At 72.2% G+C, this 24223-nt stretch carries 2 protein-coding genes (1 of these 2 running past the window's edge); both read right to left on the bottom strand.

The annotated features are described in order from the left end of the window. On the bottom strand, positions 1–23848 hold the 5' portion of the coding sequence (locus HED23_RS02610) for a lonely Cys domain-containing protein (RefSeq protein WP_203181823.1). The gene continues 22820 nt to the left of window position 1, outside the view; only the first 23848 of its 46668 coding nucleotides appear in the window; its start codon is at positions 23846–23848; the stop codon falls past the left edge of the window. Further along, positions 23849–24211, bottom strand: coding sequence for a hypothetical protein (locus tag HED23_RS02615; protein WP_203181824.1), 363 nt, complete (start codon positions 24209–24211; stop codon positions 23849–23851). Positions 24212–24223: the final 12 nt, after the last annotated feature.

A 24223-nucleotide genomic window follows, 5' to 3' on the forward strand; every position in this document is an offset into this window, starting at 1 on the left:
GGTGGACGACGATGGCGCCCGCCTGGCCGGCCTCGACCACGTGCAGCATGGGCATGGGCTTGCCCGGGCCGGTCCAGTCCGGCTGGACCGGCTGCGTGGTGACCCCGTCGGGCCCGGACGACACCTTGTGAACAGCGCCCCAGTTGATCCCGGCGGGTGCGGGGGTGCCGGACCAGTTGACGCCCTGGACGTCGGGTCCCCGCATCAGGAGGGCCGCCGGACCGAAGGCACCGGCCTCCTTCAGGTGATACGCGGCCATCAGGACGTGGTCGGAGACGTCCACGCCCTCCGCGATCGCCTTCGACAGCAGCGCCCACAGGGCCTCCTGCTGCGACCGGTCCCACACCGTGGACGGGTCGAGGTGCAGGACCTCGCGGCCCATGGTCTCCCGGTCCGCGAGCGTCATCCGGCCGAAGACCTGGGCGGCACGGGCGGTGGCCCACAGCGTGGACGCCACATGCCCCGGGGTGAACCCCGCCGAGGCGGGCAGCGACTGCACATGACGGGTCATCTGCTCGCCGTTGGCCGCCAGCTGCTTGAACGTGACCACGAGCGCCGGCACCGGTACCGCTGCGGTCAGCTGGGCGTCGGGGTCGGCCGCCACGCGGGCCGCGGCGAAGTCGAGCAGGTCGAGGTACCCGGCCGTGTCGGGGGCGCGGTCCGTGTGCTCCAGGACGTAGAAGTCCAGCATGTCCATGCGGAAGGGGGTGAACTGGCTGATCGCCGGGTCGTTGGCCCGCATCCGTTCCAGTGCGCCGATGCCCTTGAGCGCGCGCTCGTAGCGGCCGCCGGGCACCCCGCGGTCGTCCTCGATCTCGTTGCCGAACACCGTCCGCAGGGCACGCACCAGCCGCAGCGTCGTCGCCCTGGTCCCGGGTGACACCGCACCCGGAGCGCGGTGCAGGCCCGCGTCCCGCGCCAGCTGGTCCAGCTCGGGGTCCAGCGGCTCGGGACGGCGCACGACCCGGCGGCCCCGCTCACCGTTCGTCCCGTCGACCGTCACACGCTCGTAGTTGTTGAGACCGGTCTGACGGGTGGCCCCGTCCGTCTCACGCCGGGTCAGGTTGGCCAGGTGCTGGGCGAGTGGAACATCGCCCAGCGGGTCGTCGACATGGGGTGCCGGACCGTACGTGGGCTGCTGCTTCCGGGGATCGCCGTCGGACTCGCTCCAGCAGACCTCCAGATGCATCCGGTGCCCCGGCGGCAGCTCCCGCACCTCACGCAGCCCGGCGATGTAGGCGGCGGCGTCCTGCTTGCCCAGCCGCACCGTCCGGCCGTCGCGAAGCGGAAGCACCATCCGTCCCGGCGACCCGTGGGCGGCGTACACGTACACCGCCGAGTCCATGGAGACCGGCTCGGAGCCACCCTCCTGGTACCCGGCGCCGGCGGGCAGCCGGTGCGCCAGCTGCCGCATCCGACGGAACGTCCGGAAACGCCGTTCCCGCTGTCGCAGTTCGTCCCGTCCCGAGACGGCCATCCGGCCGTACCGCTCATGGCTCTCGTCCACCAGCGGCTGGGTGAACACGTCGCTGTCGCGGAAAGTGGTGCCGTCCAGTGACGTCCACTGACGGTCCGGGTACGGGCCCGTCGTGGTCGAGGGTGGGGCGGGCACCCACGAGCCGATCGACGCGTCCGGGACGGAATCCACGAGCGCCAGGACGTGTCCGCCGGACCCGTCGGGGACCAGACGCCCCATACCGCTGGGGCCCCAGACGGTGCGGCCGAGCCGGTCGGCGACCAGTTGCAGCACCTCCTGGTACTGCTGACCCGTGAACGGTACGGCCAGTACGACGGGGACGTCCTTCGGCAGCTTGGCCAGTTCCGGGTCGGCGGCCAGCGCGGCGGCGATCCCCTCGCCGTCCAGGACCCGGCCGTCCGGCAGCCGCACCAGCCCGTGCTCACCCTGTGCCGCCACCACATACGAGGTGTCCGGCCATGGCGCCGGCCCGCTCGACACGATCCTCGGTGTGACGCCCGGCCGCGTCTCGATGACCCGCACCGTCTGCGGCAGGACCCGCCGCACGTCCTTCCCGGTCCAGTTGCGGCCCTGCGGGCGCCCCGACGCCTCCGTGACCAGGGAATCCGGCGACAGCATGACGTCGTTCGGCCCGGTGAAGCCTCCCGGCACCGCGGGAGGCGCGGGAGGGCTCACCGCGGAGGACGACACGGACGGCAGCGCGTCGCCGCCCGGAGGCGGCGCGAAGAGCGACATCTCCTCGTCCCGCGCGGTCCCGTCGCCGGCCGGCTCTCCGACGGCAGCCGCGTCCCACGCCCGCATGCTGTGGTGGACCGGCGTGATCTGGAACCCGGACAGTTCCAGGTCCACGCCCACCGAGCCGGCGACCGAGACCAGGAGGAACTGAAGGGCCACCGGCAGCGGAGGCTCCGGCTGTCCGTTGGCAGCGAAGTACGAACCGATCGCGAACCGCAGGTCGCTCCAGGTCAGGGAGGTCCGGTAGCCGTTGGCCGCCCGGGTCTGCTCCAGGGCCCAGAAGCCCCGCAGCAGCGTCTCGAACGCCGCCGTGTCGTTCTCCTGCATCGGCCCGTAGACGAGCCGGATCGCCCGGACCCAGCGCAGCACGTCCGGGGCGCGGCCCCGCTCACCGGTCACCTGCTGGGCCCACCGGCCCAGTTCGGCCGTCGACGGCTCGGGACGGAAACCGGCCCACCAGTCACCCTCCGCCAACTGCCAGCGCGGCCCCTGGTTCTCGTCCCCCGGAACCAGCACCGGCTCGATACCGCTGCCGGTCGCCCACACCCACCGGTCCAGGCCGTTGGCCAGTACCTGGCCGGCCAGGGGGGACTCCAACGGGTCGGCCACCGGCGGGCCCGCCAGGTCCGCTCCGGCCACCAGCACCGGACGCTCCGGCGCCAGCGCCGTGAGATGTCCGTCCACCGCGAACAGGAAGTCCACGACCCGCGTGTAGTCGAACACCCCGTCGGTGCCGTCGGACAGTGCCAGCCAGGCGCTCCCGGCATCACCGCGAAGTCCGACCATGTAGGCCTTGGTGAACGGCAACGGCTGCGCCGGGCCCTCCATCGGCACCGGCCACGACCGTACGAAGGTGAACTCACCCACCTCCGGCAACATGCCGTAGGCGTGCCGACGGGAATCCTGCCAGTCCTCCACAGGACGCGAGGACACCGAAACCGGCCTGTTCTCCGCATCCCGGTGCTGGACCACCAGCACCCGGTCCAGCAGGACCCGGGACCCGTCGACCGCCACCAGCTCCGAGTCCCACACCAGCGCCGGCGGCGTCCGCTCCGGGTCGGCCAGGATGTCGAGAGCGCCCCGCGCCGCATCGAGCACCGTCCGGAGCTGCTCCCTGTGCTGCGGGGGAGCGGTGCCGAGAGCACCGGACGCCTCGCCGAAGGCCTTTCGCAGGGCCTGGTGCACGGGGTCGTCGACGGGCAGCGGGGTGCCCAGGGCGTATGCGCCCAGCGCACGGGCGACCCGCTGGCTCTCGCCCACGGACATCAGCTTCCGGGTGCCGCCGGGCTGCGGCATGCCCGCCATCAGGACCATGTGCACGAAGTTGGCGATGCCCCGTACCACCGGGTTGTTCACGACCCGCGCGACGGATGCGAGGAGGACGTCCTCGGGCAGCGGAGCCCGATGGGTGAGCGCCCGCCGGTAGGCCTCCCGGCTGAGCTTCGAGAGCTCGGCGACGGCCCGCCGGATCTCCTCCGGCGTCATCAACAGCTCGTCGTCGTACGCGAAGTGCCGCAGTTCCGTGAGGACCAGCGGGATCTCCAGCCGGCCGTCGTCGGTGTCCAGGGTCGGGTACTGGTCGTCGTCCATGTCGACCATCTGCTTCTGGGTGACGACCTTGCCCTGGGAGGTGCGGCCCGTCAGCACGGAGGTCGTGTGCTCGCGGGGCGACGGCACATCGCCGATCGTGGCGTCGAAGAACCCCGGGAAGGGCGGCCTGTCCGGCGTGACGGCCTTCCGGTAGAACTCCAGCAGCTTCCCGAGCGTGACGGTGAGGTGGCCGCTGACGCCGTCGTGGTGCGTGTCGAGGAAGCCCCGGGTGCGGGGCCGCAGAGCCCGCAGGACGCGGTCGAACGCGGGCCGGGACGCCACCGGCAGACCGTGCTTGGCCATGAACGGGCTCGGGCCCTGGTTGAGGATGACGCCGATCGGCCTGGCGACGATGTGGGCGTAGACGAACCGCAGATACCCCCACACCTCGTCGACGTCCGGGACGGCCGCGAGGAAGGGAACGACCACGTCGGGCAGATCGCTCCGGCGGGTGACGGCGCGCACGAAGTCCGCGGTGGCCGCCATCCCGAACATCCTGCTCGTCGACTCCACGGCCTCGATGGCGCCCCGCGGCACCCGGTCCGCCGCCTCGTCCTGGAGCACGCTCAGGCCGAGGGCGGGGAAGCCGGTGGTGGGCTGCACGTAGGCGCGGTTCGTCCTGACCGGGGTCGGACCGACGAGGATCTTGTCACCCAGGTCGGTGGTCCTCCAGCCGTCCTGGGCGGGCAGAAGCTCGGCGAGAGCGATCTGCGGAGCGGCGTGCGGCTCGTCCCTGGCCGCCAGCACCCGCTCCAACCTCCCGAGCCGTGCCAGCGTCTCCTCCTGGGACTGCCTCCGCTCGCCCGGAAGCACCGCCATCGGCTCGATGACGATCTCGCCGATGAGGTAGGAGGCCTGTCTGGGCTGCGGCTCCCCCGGGGCCGGCTTGGGGTAGGTGAGGTGCGTCCGTCCGTCGGCGCTCCGCCAGAACCCGGCGTGATCAGTGACGATCTTGAAGCCGGGTGCCTCGGCCAGCAGCTGCTTGGCCGGAAGGTCGGCGAGGCCGGTGATCACGAACGTCTGGCGCTTCTCGACCTCCAGGCCGAGCGCGCCGTACCGGCGTCCGGTCGCCGCGTCCAGCTCGGCGTGCGCCGTGGACGACGACTGTGCGAACTCCGGCAGCGCACGCTCCAGGGCCCGCCCGGTGCGACCGATCACCACCGCCTGCGCGTCGGACGCCGCGACCGCAGGCGGGAGCGACGAGACCTGGCGGCCGGCACCGGCCGACACGTCCACCCAGACCACACCGTCACTGCCGCCCAGGTTGTACGCCGCCCACGCGTGTCCCAGGGCCTCACCCTGACGCCGCGCCAGGACGAACGCCGCCGCACCCGGCCCCTGGGCGGCGACCGCCCCGGCCACCGACTCCCACGACCGGACCCCACGCCACCCCGGGCCCGTCACCAGCGAAGACGACGCCGACGTCCTGCCCGCCACCGAGTCGTCCACCGTCACCGCCGGACGCACACCCCGGGGGTACAACTCGTCCCGCAACGCCCCCAACAGCACCAGACACCGCTCGACGGGCATGCCCGTCACCCACCCGCGACCCGCCGCCCGGCGCACCGCCGCCGTCAGCTCCGCACGGCTGATGGCGGAGACAGGCACCGGAGCGACCGTGGGAACGGGCGCGTGGGGCTGCGGCTGGTAGGCGTTCTCCGTCTCCTCCCACAGCGCGCGGAAGGCCGCCCAGACGTCGTCCTCCGCCCTGGGGTTGGACCCGTGGGGGTGGGCAGCCCCCGGGTCGGTGCCGTACAGCTCCTGGAGCAGCGGCAGCAGCGTCGGTACGTGGCGCCTGACCCACTTCGCCCCGTTGTTACGGGGCTTGCCGGTGTACGGGTCGGTCCCGGTGTTCGTGCCGAGATAGGCGTTCGTCAGCTGGGCGAAGAACTCGAACTCGTCGCGGGCGGAGTAGTTCCGGTGCGTGCCGGAGGGGTCGTACAGCGGCCCGTCGGGCCACTCCGCGAAACCGCCCGCCAGCACCTTGTCGTGGAACGCCTCCGTGATGAGCCCCCGCTGGTCGTCGGTCAGCCCGTAGCGGTGGACGGCGTGCGCGAACTCGTGCGTCGCGGCGGAGTAGCCGTCGGCGTACAGCCCCGAGCCGGGCACGCCGGTGGCGGCTCCCAGCAGATTCTCCTCGCCGACGGCGACCAGCCCGCCGGCCTCGACACCGCGCAGGACCTCGAAGGGGCGCGCACCCTCGGACGATTCGCCCTGGAGGGCGCCGAACTCGTCCAGCGACGTCAGCGCGACGTCCTTCGGGACCACGATCATCCGCGCGCCCTCGGCCAGCATCTTCTCCGCCACGGCGGGGGAGCGCAGCATCCGTGCCACCTGTGCCCGCGCCTCGATGCCCGACGAGACGGGCAGATCCACACCGGCCGGGACGTCCACCATCAGCAGGGCGGCGGTACGGGCGAACTCCTCGGCGGACAGGGTCTGGCGCAGCGCCGCCGTCAGTGTCCGGTCCGAGGCCAGGGATTCGCGGTCCTGCGAGGACAGGGGAAGCAGCCGCGAGGTCCGTTCCTCCGCGGTCATCCCGGGCAGACGCGCGGCCAGGTCCGCCCGTTCGGCGGACGGCAGCACGCGGCGCGGAGCGGGGGACGGCACCGTGGCGGCGGAGGCCTCGGCCGCCGCCTGTTCCTGGGGCGGCGGCGCGGGCAGGGGCTGCCCGCCGAACCGGCCGGAACGCGTCGGACGGGCGGGTACCGAGGAGACGGAGCCGCGCAGGGACGGTCCGTCACCGGTGCCCTCCGTGCGGCGCCCGGCCTCCAGGGCGCCCGTGGTGCCCGGAAGTCCCTCCCACGCCTGGCTGTGGCGGCGGGCCTGTTCGGCCAGTTCCTGCCGGACCCCGGTCAGGTCCCGCTCGATCTCGCGGGCCTGGGCCCGGATCGCGTCGCGGGTCCTGGTCTCGCGCCGCAGGTCGGCGTCCGCCTGCCGTACGGCACGCTCCGCGCGGTCCACGGCCTTCTGCGCGTCCGTGAGGTCCCCGGTGAGGGTGGTCTCCCGCGTGCTGAGCTCTTCGAGGCGGGCCCTGAGCCCGGCGGCCGCCTCACGGGCGGTGGTCATCGCGTCGAAGTCCAGCCCGCGCTGCCGGCCGACGGCCAGCTCCTGCTCCCGGACGTCGTCGGCGTGCGCCTCGGCGGAGGCCAGCGCAGTCCGCAGTCCGGCGGCGGACGGGTCGTCGTCCGGGGTGGCGGCGACGAGCTCGGTGAGGCGTTCCACCTCGGCCCGCGCCTCCTGGCCCTGTTCCCGCAGGAGCCGTTCCTGCTCCGGAGCCGCGTCGTAGCGGGTCTGTGCTTCACGCGCGGTTCCGTCCAGCCGCGCGATCTCCGCCCGCGCCTCCCCGATCCGGCCCCGGACCGCGCCGAGTTCCGCCCGTACGGTCCCGGCGGTCCGGACGGCGGCCGCGCGGGCCGACTCGGACTCCTGGTGCGTGGTGGTGGCGGTGTCCACGGCACGGCCGGCGGACCCCAGGGCCTCCAGCGCACCGGGCTGCCGCCGGACCAGCACTTCCTCCCGGTGGCGCGCCGCCGCCTCGGCCCGCACCGCCTGGAGGAACACGCCGATGGTGTCCCGTACGCCTTGCCAGGCGTCACGGGTGGCCACGGTCGTGTCGGCGAGGGAGCCGTCGGCGGCGAACGGCCAGTTGCGCAGCCCCTGCCCGGTACGCACGACCAGTTCGACCGGCTTCCCGACGAGCTCGGCCGTGCGGGAGGCGACGAACAGGGCCCGGGCCAGGCGTGTGCCGTCCGGATCGGGCCCCAGCGCGAGCCACATCTCCGCCGACGCGTCCTGCTCGTCGATGCCTTCCGCCAGCACGTCCGGCAGGTCGGTGACCGGATGCTGAGCCCAGTCCCGCAGATCGTCCGAGTCCAGGTCGGCGAGCATCGCGGGCAGATCGTAGATCCGGGGGCCCGGGCGCGGCGGGGTGACACCGAAGCCGAGCACATCGCGTTCCCACAGCCGCGTGGTGGAGCTACCGGTGACGTACCGGACGCCGTCGGGGCCGTTCACCTCGATGACGGTGTCGACCAGGGTCTCGTAGCTGCGCATGCCGCGCCGGTCCTGGGGCTCGCTGGTGTTGCCGATCCGCAGACGGCTGAACGCGGAGGCCGACACGTTGCCACCGGACGAGATGGTGTGCGGCTGCTGCGCCGCCAGGGGGAAGGTCACGCCCAGCATCTGGAGGTTGCCGTCCACGAGGCTGTACGCGCCCTGCTGGTTCAGGACGAATGACCTTCCGGCCGACGACGTCGTCGAGGTGGTCCGGTTCTGCCTGCGGACCCGGTCCACCGCGACGTCCCCCGAGTCCGTGACCGGCCGTGGGCGGTGCAGGGAGATCTTCAGCGACGGCGCGGGGTCGGGGCGCTGGACCGGCCAGCTCCCGGGCATCGTGGTGGTCAGGCCGGCCGCCGTGCGGGACGGGTCGAGGCTGATCTCACCGGCCTGGATCAGCTCGCCGAGACGGATGGCCACGGCTTCCGCCGACGCGTTCGCGGGAAGTCCCCAGGAAGCGGCCATGCGCGGATCGACGTCGTGCAGTGCCTGCACGATCTGCGGAGCGGCGTTGGAGTCGTACACCGTCGTCGGGCCGGTCGGCTCCAGGCGCGCGTCGTCCGGGAAGGGCAGCGTGCCGTGGGTCGCGGCGTCGCGCGGTGACAGCGCGTACGGGTCGACCGTGAGCAGCGCGGGCGGCCGGGGCCCCGCGTGCTGCCGGGGCTGGGCGGCCTCGGAGCCGATGAACCTCAGTGCCGTCGCGGCCGGTACGGAGACCCGGCTGACCGGCCGGCCCCGCAGGACACGGCTGATCCACGTGAGCGCTTGCCGCGCCACGTCCCCTTCGAGGCCGGACAGGTTCAGCAGTCCGTTCTGGAAGATCGCGCCGGGGATGTTCGGCGGCCACTGCCACACGACCTGGGAGCGCACCGACGCGGTGTAGCGGTAGTCGACGTCGAAGTCGGCGGCGTTCCCCGAGCGGGTCCAATTGCGGTCCTCGGTCGTCACCTCGGAGCGCGCGGTGCGTGACCGGACGTCGGTCAGACCGACGGACGGTCCCTCGCGGTCCACGGGCCCGAGGCCACCGGTACGCGGATAGCGGGAGATGGCGTTGGCCGTCAGCTGGCGCGTCGTGGTGACGGCGGAGGACGTCACCTTCCCCTGCGGGATGTGGGTGTCGACCTGCTCCAGGCCGCTCCCCTCGTCGGCAGGACGGCCGCGTACGCCGCGCAGCGCGGGCGTCTGCATCACCGGCTCGGCGCGCAGGGACACCTCGACCAGTCGCGCACCGCCGTACGCGACGTGGAGGAAGTAGAAGCGCGCATGACCGCCGGGGCCGCGCCGGGGCAGGGCGCGCAGCGCCGCGGGCTCGGTGGCGCGGGCGATCTCGGTGGCCACCCCGGACACGTAGGAGGCGTGTCCCGGTCTGGTGATGCCCGGCGCCTCGTTCTCCACCAGGGTGGTGAGCTCCTGGCGCATCCGGTCCCGGCGTTCCCTGCGGTTCGTCGTGTCGTCGAGCTGGGTGACCGACAGGACGTTCGCCTTGCCGAGCTGACGGGTCCGGACGAACCGGCCGGGCAGGGGGACACCGGGCCGGGGCTGCGCCAGGACGGGTATCCCCGGCATCCCCCGGAACCATGCCGCCAGGCGCGCCATGGCCTGAGCGGGAGCCAGGTACGTCACCGCGCGGGGCAGGTCGACGGCGACCGTGACCGGTGCGAAGGCGCCCAGGCCGACGGTGTTCCCGGCCACGTTGCGCACACCCCACCGGACGGTCACCAGCAGCGTCAGGTCGTTGCCGATCCACAGCTTGTCGCCCGAGTCCTCCGTGGCGTGCGTGGTCTTCGTGGCGGAGTTCACCGTGTTGACGGCGTCGGTGCGGCGGGACTGGGAGTAGCGGCCGCCCGGGTTGGCCTGATGGGTCAGGAAGTCGGGCGGGGTCGGGGCCGACTGCAACGCCGTGAGCTGCAGGTTGCCCTGGTGGGTGACACCGACGCCGCGCTGCCGGCCCGCGGTGTCGCCGGCCCCGACGTCCTGCTCCGAGTAGAGCGACTCGGAGCCCAGATTGCGGGGATTGGTCAGGTAGCCGGTGACCTCCAGCATCATGACCTGGTCCGCTGCCATGCCCGGCAGTGTCAGGCCCTCCACCACGTACACCCCGCCCAGGATCTGCGGGGCGCGGGAGATGAGCTGGGACGGCCGGAGCGCGTCGTGCCGGGCCTCGGTCGCGAGGGTCCCCTTGTCGTTCAGTGACGCACCCGCCACCGCGACCGACGTCCACTTGTAGGTCGCCGCCACTCCGTCGGCGGACGTCCTGCTGGCCCAGGTCACCGGCGTGGCGGCCCAGCTGACGGCCGAGCCGACCCGGTTGACCGCGCCGCTCAGGCTGTCCGGCAGCGACTCCTTCACGGCGGATCCGCGCCTGGCCGTCTCCGTGGCCAGCCCGGTCAGCGTCGCGGAGGCGCGACGCACCGCCCGGCCCACCGGCCCCTGCTCCGGGTGACCCGGATGGGTCCCCGCGACGATCTGCCCCAGTGCCTCCATCAGCGCGGCGGTGCCGCGGAAGGTGTCCACGATCGCGCCTTCGGGCAGCCTGGTCAGCCCCGGCAGCGGGCGGCCTTGGGCGTCGACCATGTTCAGGCGCAGCTGGTCGTCCGTCGGCCCGCCGTCGGTGACCGGTTCCCGGATCACGTGTCCGGGCCGGGGTCCGGCGGGCACGAGGCTCCCGGCGGGCGCGTGGGTCCGGTAGTGCGGTACCAGCAGCGAGACGCTGCCGGGCACGGTGTGCGGTGTGGCGCCCGGGGCGCGCAGCGCTGTCCCGTCCGCGGTGTCCGTGCCACCGTCGTCGTCCGTTCCCGCACCGTCGGCGAAGCGGATCTGCGGGTCCTCACCGGAGCCTTCGTACAGGTCCAGGCCGAGCCTCGCGGGCACCTCGAACAGCTCGCTGCCGTTCTTGGTCGTCATGACGAACTGGTCGTAACCGACCGAGTCGCCGACGGTCCCGGCGTCGGTGAGCTGCCTGGTGGCCAGGTAGTCCGGAGCCACGTTCAGTCCCCAGGCGCCGTCCACGAGGGGGGCGTTGAAGCCGCCGCCGCCTCCGGCGGAGCCGCTCAGCGCGTTGCCCCGAAGCCGCCCGCCGCTGGTCTCGTACGAGCTGAAGCCGACCTGGAGGACGTCGGGCAGCCGACGCGTATGGTCCGAAGGCCGTGCCGTGTCCCGGGTGACGGAGAACCGCAGCTGCACCCGGCGGGTGCCCGCGACGGCGTTCGGCCGCTCGAACCAGACCGGCTCCCCGCCGTCCACGGCGTCCGCCGCCGACGCGGCCAGGCCGAACTTCGACCGCATCTGCCGCAGCCGCCGCAGATTCTCCAGCTGGGCCACGACCAGCGGTTCGTCCAGCCGGAACGGCAACGACCGCCGCCGGGGCGTGGCGGGCGGCAGGAACCCCTCCTCGCGGAGCCACGCCTCCGCCCTGGTGAACAGCGGATCCGCTCCGTCGATCTTGAGGGGCGTCTCGGTGTAGCCGATGTTCTCCAGGTTCTCCAGGTGCTCGGGAAGCTCCCGCACCTCCTCCGGGCCGGGCCGGTGTCCCGCCATCGTCGACCGTTGGGCGATCCGCAGCCGCAGACCGTCCTCCCACGGCCCGAACGTGCCCACTGCCCGGCCGCCGCCCGCCCGGTGCAGCGTCGCGGTGTAGGCGACCCGGCCGGCGGTGAGCAGATGGCTGGTCTTGGTCCGGATGCCGTGCATCAGCGTCGCGCTGCTGACGCTGTTCAGCTGGTCGTTCGTCTGCCAGTTGACGCCGGCCTTGCCCATGACGTTGCCGCCGAACGACGTCGAAGCACTCGGGTGGCCCTCGGCGTGGTCGGTGGTGAACGACGCCCCGCCCGAGCCCTCGACCCCCAGACCGCTGGTCACCTTCGCCGACCGGTCCACGCTGGACGCGTGCGAGAACCACGTCTCCAGCGTGGACTTGCCGTCCGCGCTCTTCCGCATCGGCCGCCCCGGCTCGATCACCGCGGTGAGTTCGAGCACGCCGACCGCGTTGCCGTCCTCGTCGAGCAAGGTCGGCGAGAACACCCCGCCGTTCTGCTGGAGATGCGGAGTGCCCTGCAGCATCCGCTGCGACAGGAAGTTCTCCAGCGCCTTCTCCGACTCCTCGTCGAGGCCGTTCAGAGAGGCGAAGTCCGCGTTCTGGAGGATCTCGGTCAGCAGCCGTCGCGGTTCTGCGACGCTGTCGCCGCCCCACAGGGGCAGGTCGTCCACGTCTCCCGGCTCCGGCAGGTCGGTGGAGTCGGCCCCGTCGAAGGCGAGGTGTTCGTGGAACCAGATCGTGAGGGCGCCGTGCGACTGCTCCGGCAGCCAGTTGCCGGCCGGGTCCTCACGGGCGGTGTCCACCTGGACCTGCCACCGCCCGTCCACGTCCATCGGATGCGCGGGTTCCTCGGCCTGCTGCTTGCTCGTGACCAGGAACGTCTCGCCGACGGTGATGGACTGGGTGAGCTGGTTGTGCGTCGCGGACAGACTGACGTTGCCGTCCCCCCAGCGCACCGCACCCGGATCGTTGTCCGGGAAGATCGCGGACCACGGCACCGACCCGGTGCGGAAGTTGCCCGAACCCTCCGCGTGCGAGGACGACTGCCCGCCACCCGACCGGAGCTCCACCTGCATGTCGGGCAGTGTCGGAGGACGCAGGCCGTCGTTCCGGCCGTACTTGTCGGACTTCGCGGTATCGGCGTAGGCGAGCCGTACGTCCACCGACCGGTCGCGGCCACCCTGGGGGAGGGTGATCCGGTAGCCCTGCCGGCTGCGCAGGTACGGCCGGTTCAGCTCGACCTCCTCCGCGCTCAGCACATCACGGAGCCGGGTCCGCAGTGCCTGGCCCTCCGGGCTGCCCGGGGTGACACCGAGAGCGCCGATTATCTGCCCGTACAGGCCCTCCAGGACCGAGGGCGGGGTCGGCTCGTGGATGACGAGACCGATGTGCCCGTCGTGCCGGGCGCCGTGGCTGCGCACGTACGCCGACAGCTCGCCGGGCGCGGTCACCCCGGCCGGCGGAGCCGCCGGAGCCGCGGGGGCGGCGACGGTCACGGCCTGCTGCGACAGGCCGCCCACCTGCGCCTGGTACAGCACGTGCTCCAGCGCGTTCGCCGTCAGCGAGCGGTCCCAGCCCTGCGTCTGGGCATAGGCGCCGACGATCTGCTCCAGCGACCGCCAGGTCAGCGGCCCGGTGTCCGGGTTCTGAGGGGTGTCCGTCCGCAGCCGCTCCAGCGCGCCGAAGCCGCGGATCAGGTTGTGGAACTCCGCGACCCGGCCCGGTGCGGTGTCGATGTCCACACCGTGGGTCTCCCGCAGCGCCCGGACCCACCGCAGCGCACGGGTCGTCCTGCGCTCCGCGTGCGCGGGCAGTCCCGCCATGTCGGCGAGCGTGGTGAGGACGGCGGCGCCGGGCTCGGGCCGGAACTCCCGGTACCGGAACACGGGCCGGTCGGGATCGTCGAATTTGATCAGCCGTGGTGGCCAGTTGCCCTCCGCGGCACTCCACCCCTGCGTCGCTTCCGCCGTGAACACCGTGCGGCCGGCCATGGTCGAGGCCGACTGCGCCGGAGGCGGGGACTCCAGCCGGTCCTTCCCCGTCCGTACCTGGCCGAGTTCACACCACAGCGCCCAGACCGGCTTGTCCGGCCGCATCTGCTGCAGGCTCTTGCGCCGGGAGAGGAGCCTGCCGAACTCGCTGTCGCCCAGCAGGTGGCCCCGGCCCGTGCTCCGCACCGGAACGGTCTTCATCCCGGTGCGGCCGTGCCCCACGAAGATGTAGGAGTCCGCCAGCGCCCTGGGCAGTGGCCGCAGTCCGCTCTCCCGGTCGGTGTCGACTCCCGGGAGCCCCTCGTACAGGTCCGTGTAGTACTGCACGGCCGAGATCGGGCGCAGGCTCTGCTCCCGCATAGCCATGTCCACCGGGTCCAGGAAGACCCGTCCGGTCAGTTCCTGTCCGTCGGCGGTCGTCAGGGCGTACGACACCAGGTCGTCCTCGCGCACCTGCGTCCCGTTGGCCAGTGTCACGAGGACGCCGGGATCGTCCGGCACCAGACCGGGATCTGCGGGGAGCCACGTCCCCACGGGCACCTTCCCCGGGTCGGGGTTCTCGAGGGTGGCGTACCGCCAGCTGCTGCCCTGGGACGCCGGCTGCAGGCGGAAGCTGCCGTCGGTGTACCAGACGCGCCCGCCGATCCGGTCCGCCAGCCGACGTGACAAGGACTCGTCGGCCTCCTCCACCAGCAGCACCACCGGGACACCGGCGGGCCGGCCGGGGTCGTGCGCCACCAGCTCGATGAACTCCTGCTCGTCCACCTCCACGGGGGTTCCACGGCCGTTGTCCACGACGATCCGGCCCGAGGCGGACCGCTCCGCCACCACCGCGTGGGCCTGGCCTCCCCAGGGCAGGGGGCCGGGGCCGATCACACCCTGCTCGTCCTGGACCCCCGTCCTGTCCAACAGCAGGTGCAGCCCCTGGCGTCCTGTCAGGTTGCGTCCCTGGGCGCTGCCGTCGGGGCCGGTCAGCGTCGTGGGTGCCGCCAATGCTCCCGACCGCTCCAACTGGTAGGCGGCCACCGCCGCCAGGGTCCGGGCCCGGTGACGACGTGCCGCGCTGCCCGCGATCGACAGGGCCTGGTACACGAGGTCACCGGTCACCGGAACCGAAGGGCTCAGGTGGAGAACGCGCCGCGTGAGGCCCGCCACGTCGACCGGTCCCGTGCCGAAGTGCCGGTCACCCCTGCGTGCCGCGTCCAGGACCGCGAGCGAGTTCACCGTCTGTGTGAAGGCGGGATTCGCGGCGGCATCCGGACCGAACACCTGGATGAGAGCGGTCGACAGCGCGTACCACTGCGTGGACGTCATACCGCCCGTGTCCGGCGGCGGCGCGGGAGCGTCCGTGCTCCCGTCGGGCGGCCGGACCGCGTCGACCGGAAGCACCGGAGGCGCGGGCGCCGGGGCCGGGGCGTGGGGCTGCGGCACATGAACGCCCTCGGCCTGGTCCCACAGCGCCCGGAAGCCCTCGTAGATCTCGTTCTGCTCCTGCGTGGCCTCCACCGGGTTGACCGGCATCTGGTCCGGGACGCCGTACAGCTGCCCCATCAGCGGGTACAGCGCCGGGTAGTGCCTGCGGACCCAGTCAGGGCCTCCGTTGTGGCGCGTCTGCCCGGTGTGCACGTCCGTTCCCCGGTTGGCCCGGAAGTAGACGTTGGTGAGCTGGGCGAAGAACTCGAACTCGTTCAGGCTCGAGTAGTTGGCCCTCGTACGGCGCCCCTCGCCGTCCGTGCCGTGCAGCCATCCGTCGGGCCACAGCGCCCCGTACTCGTCACTGGTCTCCTGGAACACGTCGTGGACGAGCTGCTGCTGCTCCTCGTTCAGCCCGTACTCGTGGATGGTGTGGGCGAACTCGTGGAGGGTCGAGGAGTACCCGTCCGCGTAGGGCTGGGCATCCGGGACGGAGGTGACCTCGCCGAGGAGGTTCTCCTCCGTGACGCCCGCCGTGCGCCCACCGACGCCACGGACCCCCTCCCACGTCCGGCCGTCCTGTGTGGTCCGCCCCCGCAGGTGACGGAACGGATCCAGCGAGGTCAGCGCCTCGCTCCTGGGGACCACCACCACGCGCGAGCCGTTGCCGAGCAGCTTCGCCGTGACGTCCGGGTCGACCAGCATCCGCGCGATCTGCCTGCGCACCTCCTGCCGTGCCGACACGGGCTGCTCCACCCCGGCCGGGACCTGCACCATCAGCTGGGCGGCGGTCTCCGCGAAGTCACCGGCGGCCAGGGTGTTCCGCAACGCCTTGACCAGGACGGGGTCCGAGGCCAGCCGCTCGCGTTCACCCGGTGCCAGTACGGCCAGTTCCCGCTCCCGCACGTCCTTCGGCATGTCCGCCAGACGTGACGCCAGCAGGCGGACCGGATCGGAGGCCACCGGGCCGGTGGACCGCAGGGCGTCGGCGAAGGTGGCGAGTTCGTCGTTGAGCCACCTCACGTCGTCCGGTACCGCGCCGAGCGAGAGCCACTTCCGCTCGACCGCCGACAGGGCCTCGGGGCTCAGCACCACCCCGTCCAGCAGTTCGCTGAGCCGGACGGTCAGGTCCGGGGCGGACCCGGGCGGACGCACGGCACGGTAGGCGTCGCCCCGCAGACCCTCCAGCCCGGCAGCCGGGAGAGCGTCGTCGGACGGTGCGTACGACAGCGCCCACAGCAGGTCGAAGAGGTCCCGCGCGCGCTGCTCCTCGTCGGTGGCCAGGGCCAGCGTGTACGCGATGTCCGCCAGCGACTCGGTGACCTCGGGCAGCAGGAAGCCGTCGATCCCGGTGGTGCGGGCGGGGTCGGTGGAGACGTCGGGTGCGGTGCTGACGACGATCTCCGCGCCCTGCACCACACCGGACAGCGTGCGCCCGTCCTCGCTCAGGCGGAGGGCGTGCCGGCGCACTCCGGGGAACTGCTGGGCGAGGGCCTCGTTGATGGCATCGGCATGCCCGGCGACGTCGGTGGGGAGAGCGAATTCCAGACGTCCGAGCGGGCGCGGGTTGTCGAACAGCACCCTGCCCCGGACTCCGCCCGTGAGGACCACGGGGTGGCCGAGGTCCTCCATGAGCGCGCTGAACCGGCGGCCCACGGAAAGCTTCGCGTCGTCGGAGGCAGGGGGGACGGGCGGCGTGGCGGTGGATTCCTGGCCCGGGAAGGTGTGGAGGCTGCCCTGCTCGGCGGAGGTGCCGGGCAGGACCGCCGGCTGCCGGGTCTGCCAGTGAGCCGTCTGCTGCGCGGGGTCCCCGGCGAGCACGATCACGCTCTCGTTGCGCGACGCGTCGAAGACCGGGGCGCTGGGGAACTCCGACAGCACCGTCGTCCGCGCCGTCCCCGAGCGGCCCGCGACATGCTGCGCGAGCCCGGAGGGGTTCGTGTGGGTGCCGACCATGAGGAGCGGGGCACCCAGGGCGATCCGCTGGTGTACCCGGTCGTGACGCAGCAGCGCGGCGATCTCGCTGCCAGGTATCCACCTGCTGGAGCCGTCGGGCCACGGCATCGACACATGGCCGTTCGTACTGTCCGCGTGGAGCACGTACGCACTCGCTGCCGAACCCGACGGAGCCCCGGGCCACCCCGGGCCGTAGGGCGTACCGCTGCCCACCGTGCCGTCCGGCGAGACGACGTAGCCCTGCGTCGCGATGTCACCGGTGATCTGCCGGGGCGTCCAGTTGCGGCCCGTCGCCACACCACGGGCCGTCAGGAGGGTGCTGTCGTCCAGGGCCCCCTGACGCACGAGGTCCCACGCCGCGAGATCCGCCGGGTCCGACGGGTCGAACCCGGACACCGCCGCGCCCGCCATCGACCACAGCAGCCGGTCGCCGGCCTCGTCGGCCGACAGGTCGGCCGACGAGGGGAGATGCAGCACCTTCTTCGCCAACGCCACCGGGTCGGACACGTTCCGCAGGTATTCGGCACCCTTGACCGTGCCCCACACCAGCCTGCTCAGGTCCGCCCGTGTCACCGCCTGCGTCTGCGGGAGCCGCAGCACATCGGTGGCCAGCGCGGACAGGTCCTGGCCGGCCAGGCGCTTCAGCGCCCAGTCCATCGAAGGCAACCGCGTGTATCCGTGAAGCGTCAGCTGTCCGGCAGTGGCCTCGTCCGCCCTGCCCGCCGCGTCGAGCAGCACCCGGCGGATGTCGTCCTGGGACGGCGCGTCATTGCTGGTGCGCTGATGCCGTGCGTGGACGGCCAGGTGCAGGTGGTGCAGGGTGAACGGACCCGCCACGCGCAGATGCCGGTCCGCCCGGCGCATGTTCTCCAGCGCGCCGATACCTTGCAGCAGCGTCCGGAACGCGGGATCCGACTGCACATCGGCGCCGAACGACCGGCGCAGGGCCCGCACCAGCCGCGAGGTCGTGTCCAGGACGTCCGACGGGACCGGGTCCGATCCGGCGTGCAGCCCGGCCCACCGCGCCATGCGTGTCAGCTCGGCCGCCCCGGGCTCGGGCAGCAGCAGGCGGCGCTCGCCCTGCTCGCCCGACGGGCTCGCCAGTACACCTGCCTTCGGGGCCGCGCCACGCATCAGCACATGGACACGGTCGACCGCCAGGACACCGGCGTCACTGCCGTTCGCCACACCCTGCGCGTAGGACGTCACGCCCAGCACGTCGAACACGTACGGCGGCGTTCCCGCATCCGTCACGTACGGCAGGTCCTCCGCCGGCGTGTCCGCCCAGCACGAACCCAGATCGATCACTGCATGGCTGCCGAGCTTCCTCATGCTCGGCCGGCGGCTGATGAACCGGCCGGTCTCCACACCGCCCACCTGAACCGGTGGGCGGCCGTCCGTCACCTCCATCACTCCGCGCATCGGCATCCCGTGCTGGGAGAAGTGATAGACCGGCCGCCCCTCCTCGAGAAGCGGGACCGGGTCGCCGAGCGCCCGCTCCGTCACCGGATCGAACTGCGAGAACTCGGTGATGTCACCCAGAGCCTCGAACACCGGCTCGTTCGCCACGAGATCGGGGTCCGACATCGTGACACGGCCGAACGACCGGCCCTCGTCGGCGATCGTCCGCGTCCTGACCGCACTGTCCGGGATCACCGTCCCGTCAAGCGCGGTCACGAAGCCCTCGTCCGGTACACCGCTCGGACCCAGGTCGTCCGCGTCGCTGCCGAACCAGCCGCCGAGGGGAAGCCCCTGTGACCGCTGGTTCTCGACGACGATCCTGCTCACGCCGGACGCCGGGTCGAAGGCCAGGCCCACCTGGCCGCTGTGCGCCCAGACGCCGTCCCGGCCGGTCCTGAACGCCAACGTACGTGGCATGACCAGACCCTGGTCACCGCCGTGGTTCAGCACCAGGACGACCGGCGCACCCGACGGGAGCCCCGCCACCCCGGGATCACGGACCACCAGCTCCACGAACTCCTGCCACGGAACCCGCAACTCGCCCTGGCCCCAGGGAAGCAGCACATGATCGTGACCACCCTCGGCCACCACCACGTACGCACCCGTGTCCGCGTTCCACATCGGGTCCAGCGGTCCCTGGAACTGTCCGTCACGCCGCTGCCACACCTGCGACGTGTCCACCGCCCCCACCGGCTGCCCGGTGAGATTCAGACCCTGATACGAACCGTCCACCGACACGACATGGCGCTCATGGTTCAACACGCCCCCGGCTGCCAGGTGATAGGCACCCGACGACGCGAGACTCGTCGACCAGCCGGCGGCCATCGCGTTCTCCACCGACGTGAACAGCTCGTCCCGGAGGGCCGCGGACACCTCGACATCCCCGGGCACATGCAGAATGCGCCGCGTCAGGGCTTCCACATCGAAAGTACCGTCGGGGTCCTCCAGGAGCCTCAGCCGCTCCAGCTCGGCGACAGCCCCCGAGTGCGGCGGCGAGACCACCTCGGCCGTCACACGGCCCGAACCACCCTTGCCCGTACGCGCGGTGATCTCGAACGAATCCGCCAGATCACCCGCGCCCAGATCCTCCAACGCCTGTGTCAGGTAATCCGGGAACAGCTCGGCAGCCGCGAGCACGCGGTCCCGCGCCGAACCGCCGCTCCGGCCGAAGCCCGTCAGGACCACCTCGGGCGCAGCCAGCCCAGCCCGCAGATTCAGCACACCTGCGGCCGCCACCCGGCCCGCCAGCGCCTTCAACTCACGACGCCCGTCCGGGCCCACCGAGGACGAACCCGGATCGAAGTCCACGGCCAGGGGCACAGCGGGAGCTCCACCCGGCAGACGCGGGGGCAGACCCAGCTCACGCCGTAGCCGGCCCGCCAGCTCCCTGCCCGAGACGGCGTCCGCACCATGGACGGCGAGGTGTTCCGCCACCTGGCGCACGGCATCGCGGAAGTCCCCGCGCGCATGGCGCGAGTCGGCGAGTACGGGGTGCAGCTCCAGCGGCAGCACCAGCGACGTCGCCCGCTGCCAGGCCACGGCCGGGTCCGTGCCGGCCGGCACTCCGGAGGCCTGGAACGTCGAGAGTGCGTAGTCCTCGTAGGAGGACCGCCAGCTACGGCGGGCGGCGCGCGCCGCGATGCCGTCCAGCGCCTCGGTCCAGGGCCCGGACCGGACCATCAGCAGCCGGACCTGGTCGACGGGCGTGAGCCCGCTGTCCCGGACGGACACGGAGCCGTTCAGGGCGGCCTGGAGCGCGGGGCCTTCGGCGAGCGTGATGCCGGCGGTGGCCAGATCGTCCGTGGTGACCAGGTCGTCGGGCGCCGGTCGCGGCGGATCGCCGGGCAGGTCATCGGCGGTGATCAGGGCTGCGGTGAGCTGCCGTTCGGCGTCCGTACGACGGACACGCGGGACGATCGACGTCACCGCTGCGTCGAGTGCGGCGTCCGCGCCGAGGTCGCGCAGGCGGTCCACGGCCTCGTCGAGCCGCTGCTGCGTCCGTTCGACGTCCTGCCAGGCGTCGCGGAGCCGCGCGGCGTCGTCGGTTCCTCCCCGGCCGCTCTCCACCCGCTCGTCGAGCAGGCCCACGGCCCGGACGGCCTGGTTGAAGGCGAGGAGGGCGTCGCCGTGCTCCCGGCGCGCCTCGTCGATGGCGAGGTCGACCGCGGAGGCGTCGGTGAGGTCGACCGTGATCGGGTCGCCGAGCGGGGCCGTGCCGTAGTGGTCCGCGCTCCGTTCCTTGCCCTTGCCCTTGCCCGGCCCCCAGCCCTGTTCCTCTGCGGGGCCGTCGGCGGGAGCGGGTGTGGTCGGGTCGGGAGCCGACGCAGTGGCGACGGAGGGCACGGCCGGCGGCGGGTCCGTGGCCGGCTGCTCCTCTTCAGTGCCTGTCACGGACGAGGTCACCGGGGCCGGGGCTGCCGGGGCCGAGGTGGTCCGCACAGGGACGGCAGGCGCGATCGGCCCGGTGCGGTCAGCCCGGTCGGGAGCCAGCATCCGCGGTGCGCGGGCCGGGTCGTCGATGCCGCTGGGAGGCCGGGTGCCCCGTGCGGAGAGCGGGTGGTCGACTACGGCACCGGTGCCGATGACGTCCTCGATGGTCCCCAGGTAGTGCAGCGGCACGGCGGGCGCCGGATCTGGCAACTGGTCGGAGCCGGCCGAGGCGGCCGCGTCGCCCTGCTGCACCAGACGGCGGAACAGCGCCTCGGCTGCCGGGCCTCGGTCCGGCACGCCCGCGAAGTTCAGCAGTGCGAGGAGCACCGCAGCGTCGTCCCGTACCTGCCGCGCCGCCGTCTCCTCCGGGGAGGCAGCCGGATCGACGTCGTGGAGACGCCAGTTCAACTGGTCGGAGTCGTCCGGCGTGGACGTCCTGCTCAGTTCGACGGCCTCGGAGTGGCCGGGTGATGGCGTGAGCGTGAGGTCTACATGAAGCTGGTCACCCGATTGCGGCAGCAGGAGGCCGTTGTTCAGGCGGGCGTCCAGGAGCGTTTGAATCCGGTTCTGGAACGTGACGAGATCGTCTTCGGCGAAGCCCTCACCGGTCCGGACCGGCAGGTGCAAGGACACGCTGCTCATCCAACGGCCGTCGTCGGCCTGGATCCGCTGCGCCCACGCGCGTACGAGGGTTTCGCGGCCGCCGGGCGGGCCGGTCCCCAGGGCCGGGTCGGGCTGTTCGGTCCGCACGGGCACCGCCGGCGCGTCGTGGCGCCCGGCCCGCCACTGCTCGGGCCGCACCGGATCGGCGACGGGCACGGCGGGTTCCGGCGTCGGCCCGGTGAGCGCGTCCGTGCCTGTTTCGGCGTCCACATCGGTGTGATCGGCGGTGGCTTCACCGGTCGGGATGTCGCTGCCGACCGTGGCCTGCTCACCGGTCAGGGGTGTCGCGTCCGGTTGCGGTGCGTCGGAGGACGTGCGCAGCCCTGTCGGGGGCGCGGGGTCGCCTTCGGGCACGGTCGTGTTCGTGTTCGTGTTCGTGTTGGTGTTGGTGTTGGTGTTGGTGTTCGTGTCACGGGGCTGCGGGGTGAGGGACCGGTCCGTACTGTCGGACAGGTCTTCCTGACCGTCCTGGTCGGTCTGCTGGTCCGGCAGGCCGGTCACTTCGTCGTCCGTCAGTTCTGTGCGGTCTGTGCGGTCTGTCAGGGCTGTCGGGTCGGTCCGGGAGGACTGCTGTGTCTGGCTGCCCGGTGCTCCCGGTTGTGTGTTCTGGGTTCCGGGTGCGGGGGCTGTCGTGTTCGGGCCGGTGGACGTGGTCACGGGTGTGGGCGGTGCGACGGTGCCGGTCTCGTCCTCGACGGGTGGGGCGTTGTGCGTCTGCTGGTTTGTGCCGTGTTCCGTGTCCGGCTGTGCGCCGGTGTTCCGGGCGGGCTGTCCCTGCCCGGGCAGGTCCTGTCCGGTGGTCTCGTCCTGGACGTCCCGTGTCCTGTCCTGGCCGGCCTCGACCTCGTCCAGCCCGCCGTCCACGTTCATACCGTTCACGGCGTCCGTGGTGCTCAGGTCCGGTGCGGTGGTGGAGCCCTTCGGCGCGGTGAGTCCCTGGGGGAGGTCACTCGGTGATCCCGGGATGTCCGAAGAGGCGTCGGGGGAGAGGCCGGGAGTGAGATCCGGTGTCGTGAGGTCGGTGTTCGAGGCCGCCGGGTTCCCGGTGGTGCGCCCGGCCGGCAGCGGTGTGCTGTCGGGCTGCGAGGCGGAGGGCAGCGGGGACGGGGTGAAGACCGACGATGTGGCCGGCGGCAGATTCGGGACCGGTGAGCCGCTCGTGCCGCTGAGGTTGTTGGTGGTGCTGAGGTTGTTGGTGGTGCCGGAGTTCTCGGGTGTCCGTGTGGTGAGGTCGAAGGGTCCCGACAGTGCGTCGCGGTCGCCGGTGGGCAGGGTGTTCAGTGCGGACGGGGACGTGTACGGCGGTGGAGGCGTGTACGGGGGCGGCGGCGGGATGCTGATACCGCTGCCCAGCCCGTCCGGGAGCGCGGTCGAGACGGTGTTCGGGAAAGGGACCGCCGGACCCGGGGTGAACAGGGTGCTGTTCACCGACGAGGGGACCTTGACGTCCGGGCCGTTCACGTCCGCGTTCCCGGAGCCCGAGGAACCCGAACGCCCGCCGCCCAGAACGCTCTCAGGCCCGGGCAGCTCGTTGACGTCGGTGAACCGGTCGTTGTTGAAGTAGTTGTTGTAGATGGAGAAGGCCCCGGCGCCGACGGCCAGCCCCGCGCCCATGTCGAACACGGTGCTGGTGCCGGAGCCGACGAACGTCTCCCACTTGAACTCCCACTTGTCGTAGAAGGCCCCGTTGATGATGACTTCGGCGGTGCTCTCGGCGGTCGCCCCGACCACGAAGGTGGTGACGACGACCGGCGGACCGTTCACGATCCCCTTGAACACCCAGCCGTCAGGGTCGATCTTGAACTTGCTGAAGATGTCCCCGAGGAGATCCTTGAAGTAGTTCTCCAGCGGCTTCAGGAACTTGTCGAAGATCTCCATGAAGCCGGCGGTGAGCGCGCCGAACGCACCCGCCACCCCGACGGCCTTCCAGTCGACACCGCCGGGCTTGCGGCCACCGGTGTTCAGACCGATCTGCGCCAGCCGGACCGCGAGCGTCTGGATGGCCTCCTGGACCGCCTGCCCGAGAGTCGGCGCGAGGTGCGTCATCCGCAGCAGCCGGTCGATGATGATCAGGATCGCGAGCTTGCTCCGGGCCCTGGCCAGGAACATCTGCGAGATCGACGCACCACCGGTGAACGCGATCAGCGCCGCCAGCAGCGCCAGCTCGGCGAGCAGCATGATGATCTCGGCGATGATCTCCCATTTGGAGCCCTGGATGTTCTGGGAGTGCTCGACCTGCCCGTTGGCCAGCTGGTCCAGCTGGAACAGCAGCTGCTGGACGGGGTCGGCGCCGTTGGGCAGGTCGGTGAGCATCCGCACACTGTCGATGTACGGCTTGGCCACCTCCGGCGGCAACGCCGACTCCACCATCTGGATCGTCTCCCGCGAGGCGGCACGGAGATCGATCAGCCCCTTCTGGAGAGCCAGGTAGAGCTCACGACTTTCCCACGCCAGATTCTCCCTGGCCTGCAAGGGCATCTCGCCCAGCAGGATCCAGAGCATCGTCCTGACCTCCGGGGGAAAGTCGATCTCCTCCACTTAGTGCTTGCCACCCCCGCTGGAGTCCCCGTCCAGGCCGTCGAGGTTCGACGTCTGCCGGCCGATCTGCTCCTGCGCGTAGGCGGATACGCCCTCGATGTTCTGCCCGTTGGCCCAGACCGCCTGCCGGAGCTCCGAGAACGCGGACCCCACGGCTCTGATCAGGTCAAGGCACTGCTGGTTGGTCGCGTCGTACTTCGGCAGGACCTCAAGGGCGAAGTCGTCGTCGTAACCAGCCCAGCCCCGGTAGGTCTGTATGTCGGAGATGAAGTCGTCAGCGATCTTGTTGGTCCTCTCCGGCAGCGCCTCCATCATCTCGCCGCCGCGGCGCACACGTCCGGGATCCGCGATGTACTTGCCCATGGTTACCTCCCT

Source organism: Streptomyces pratensis (assembly GCF_016804005.1).
Lineage (GTDB): Bacteria > Actinomycetota > Actinomycetes > Streptomycetales > Streptomycetaceae > Streptomyces > Streptomyces pratensis_A.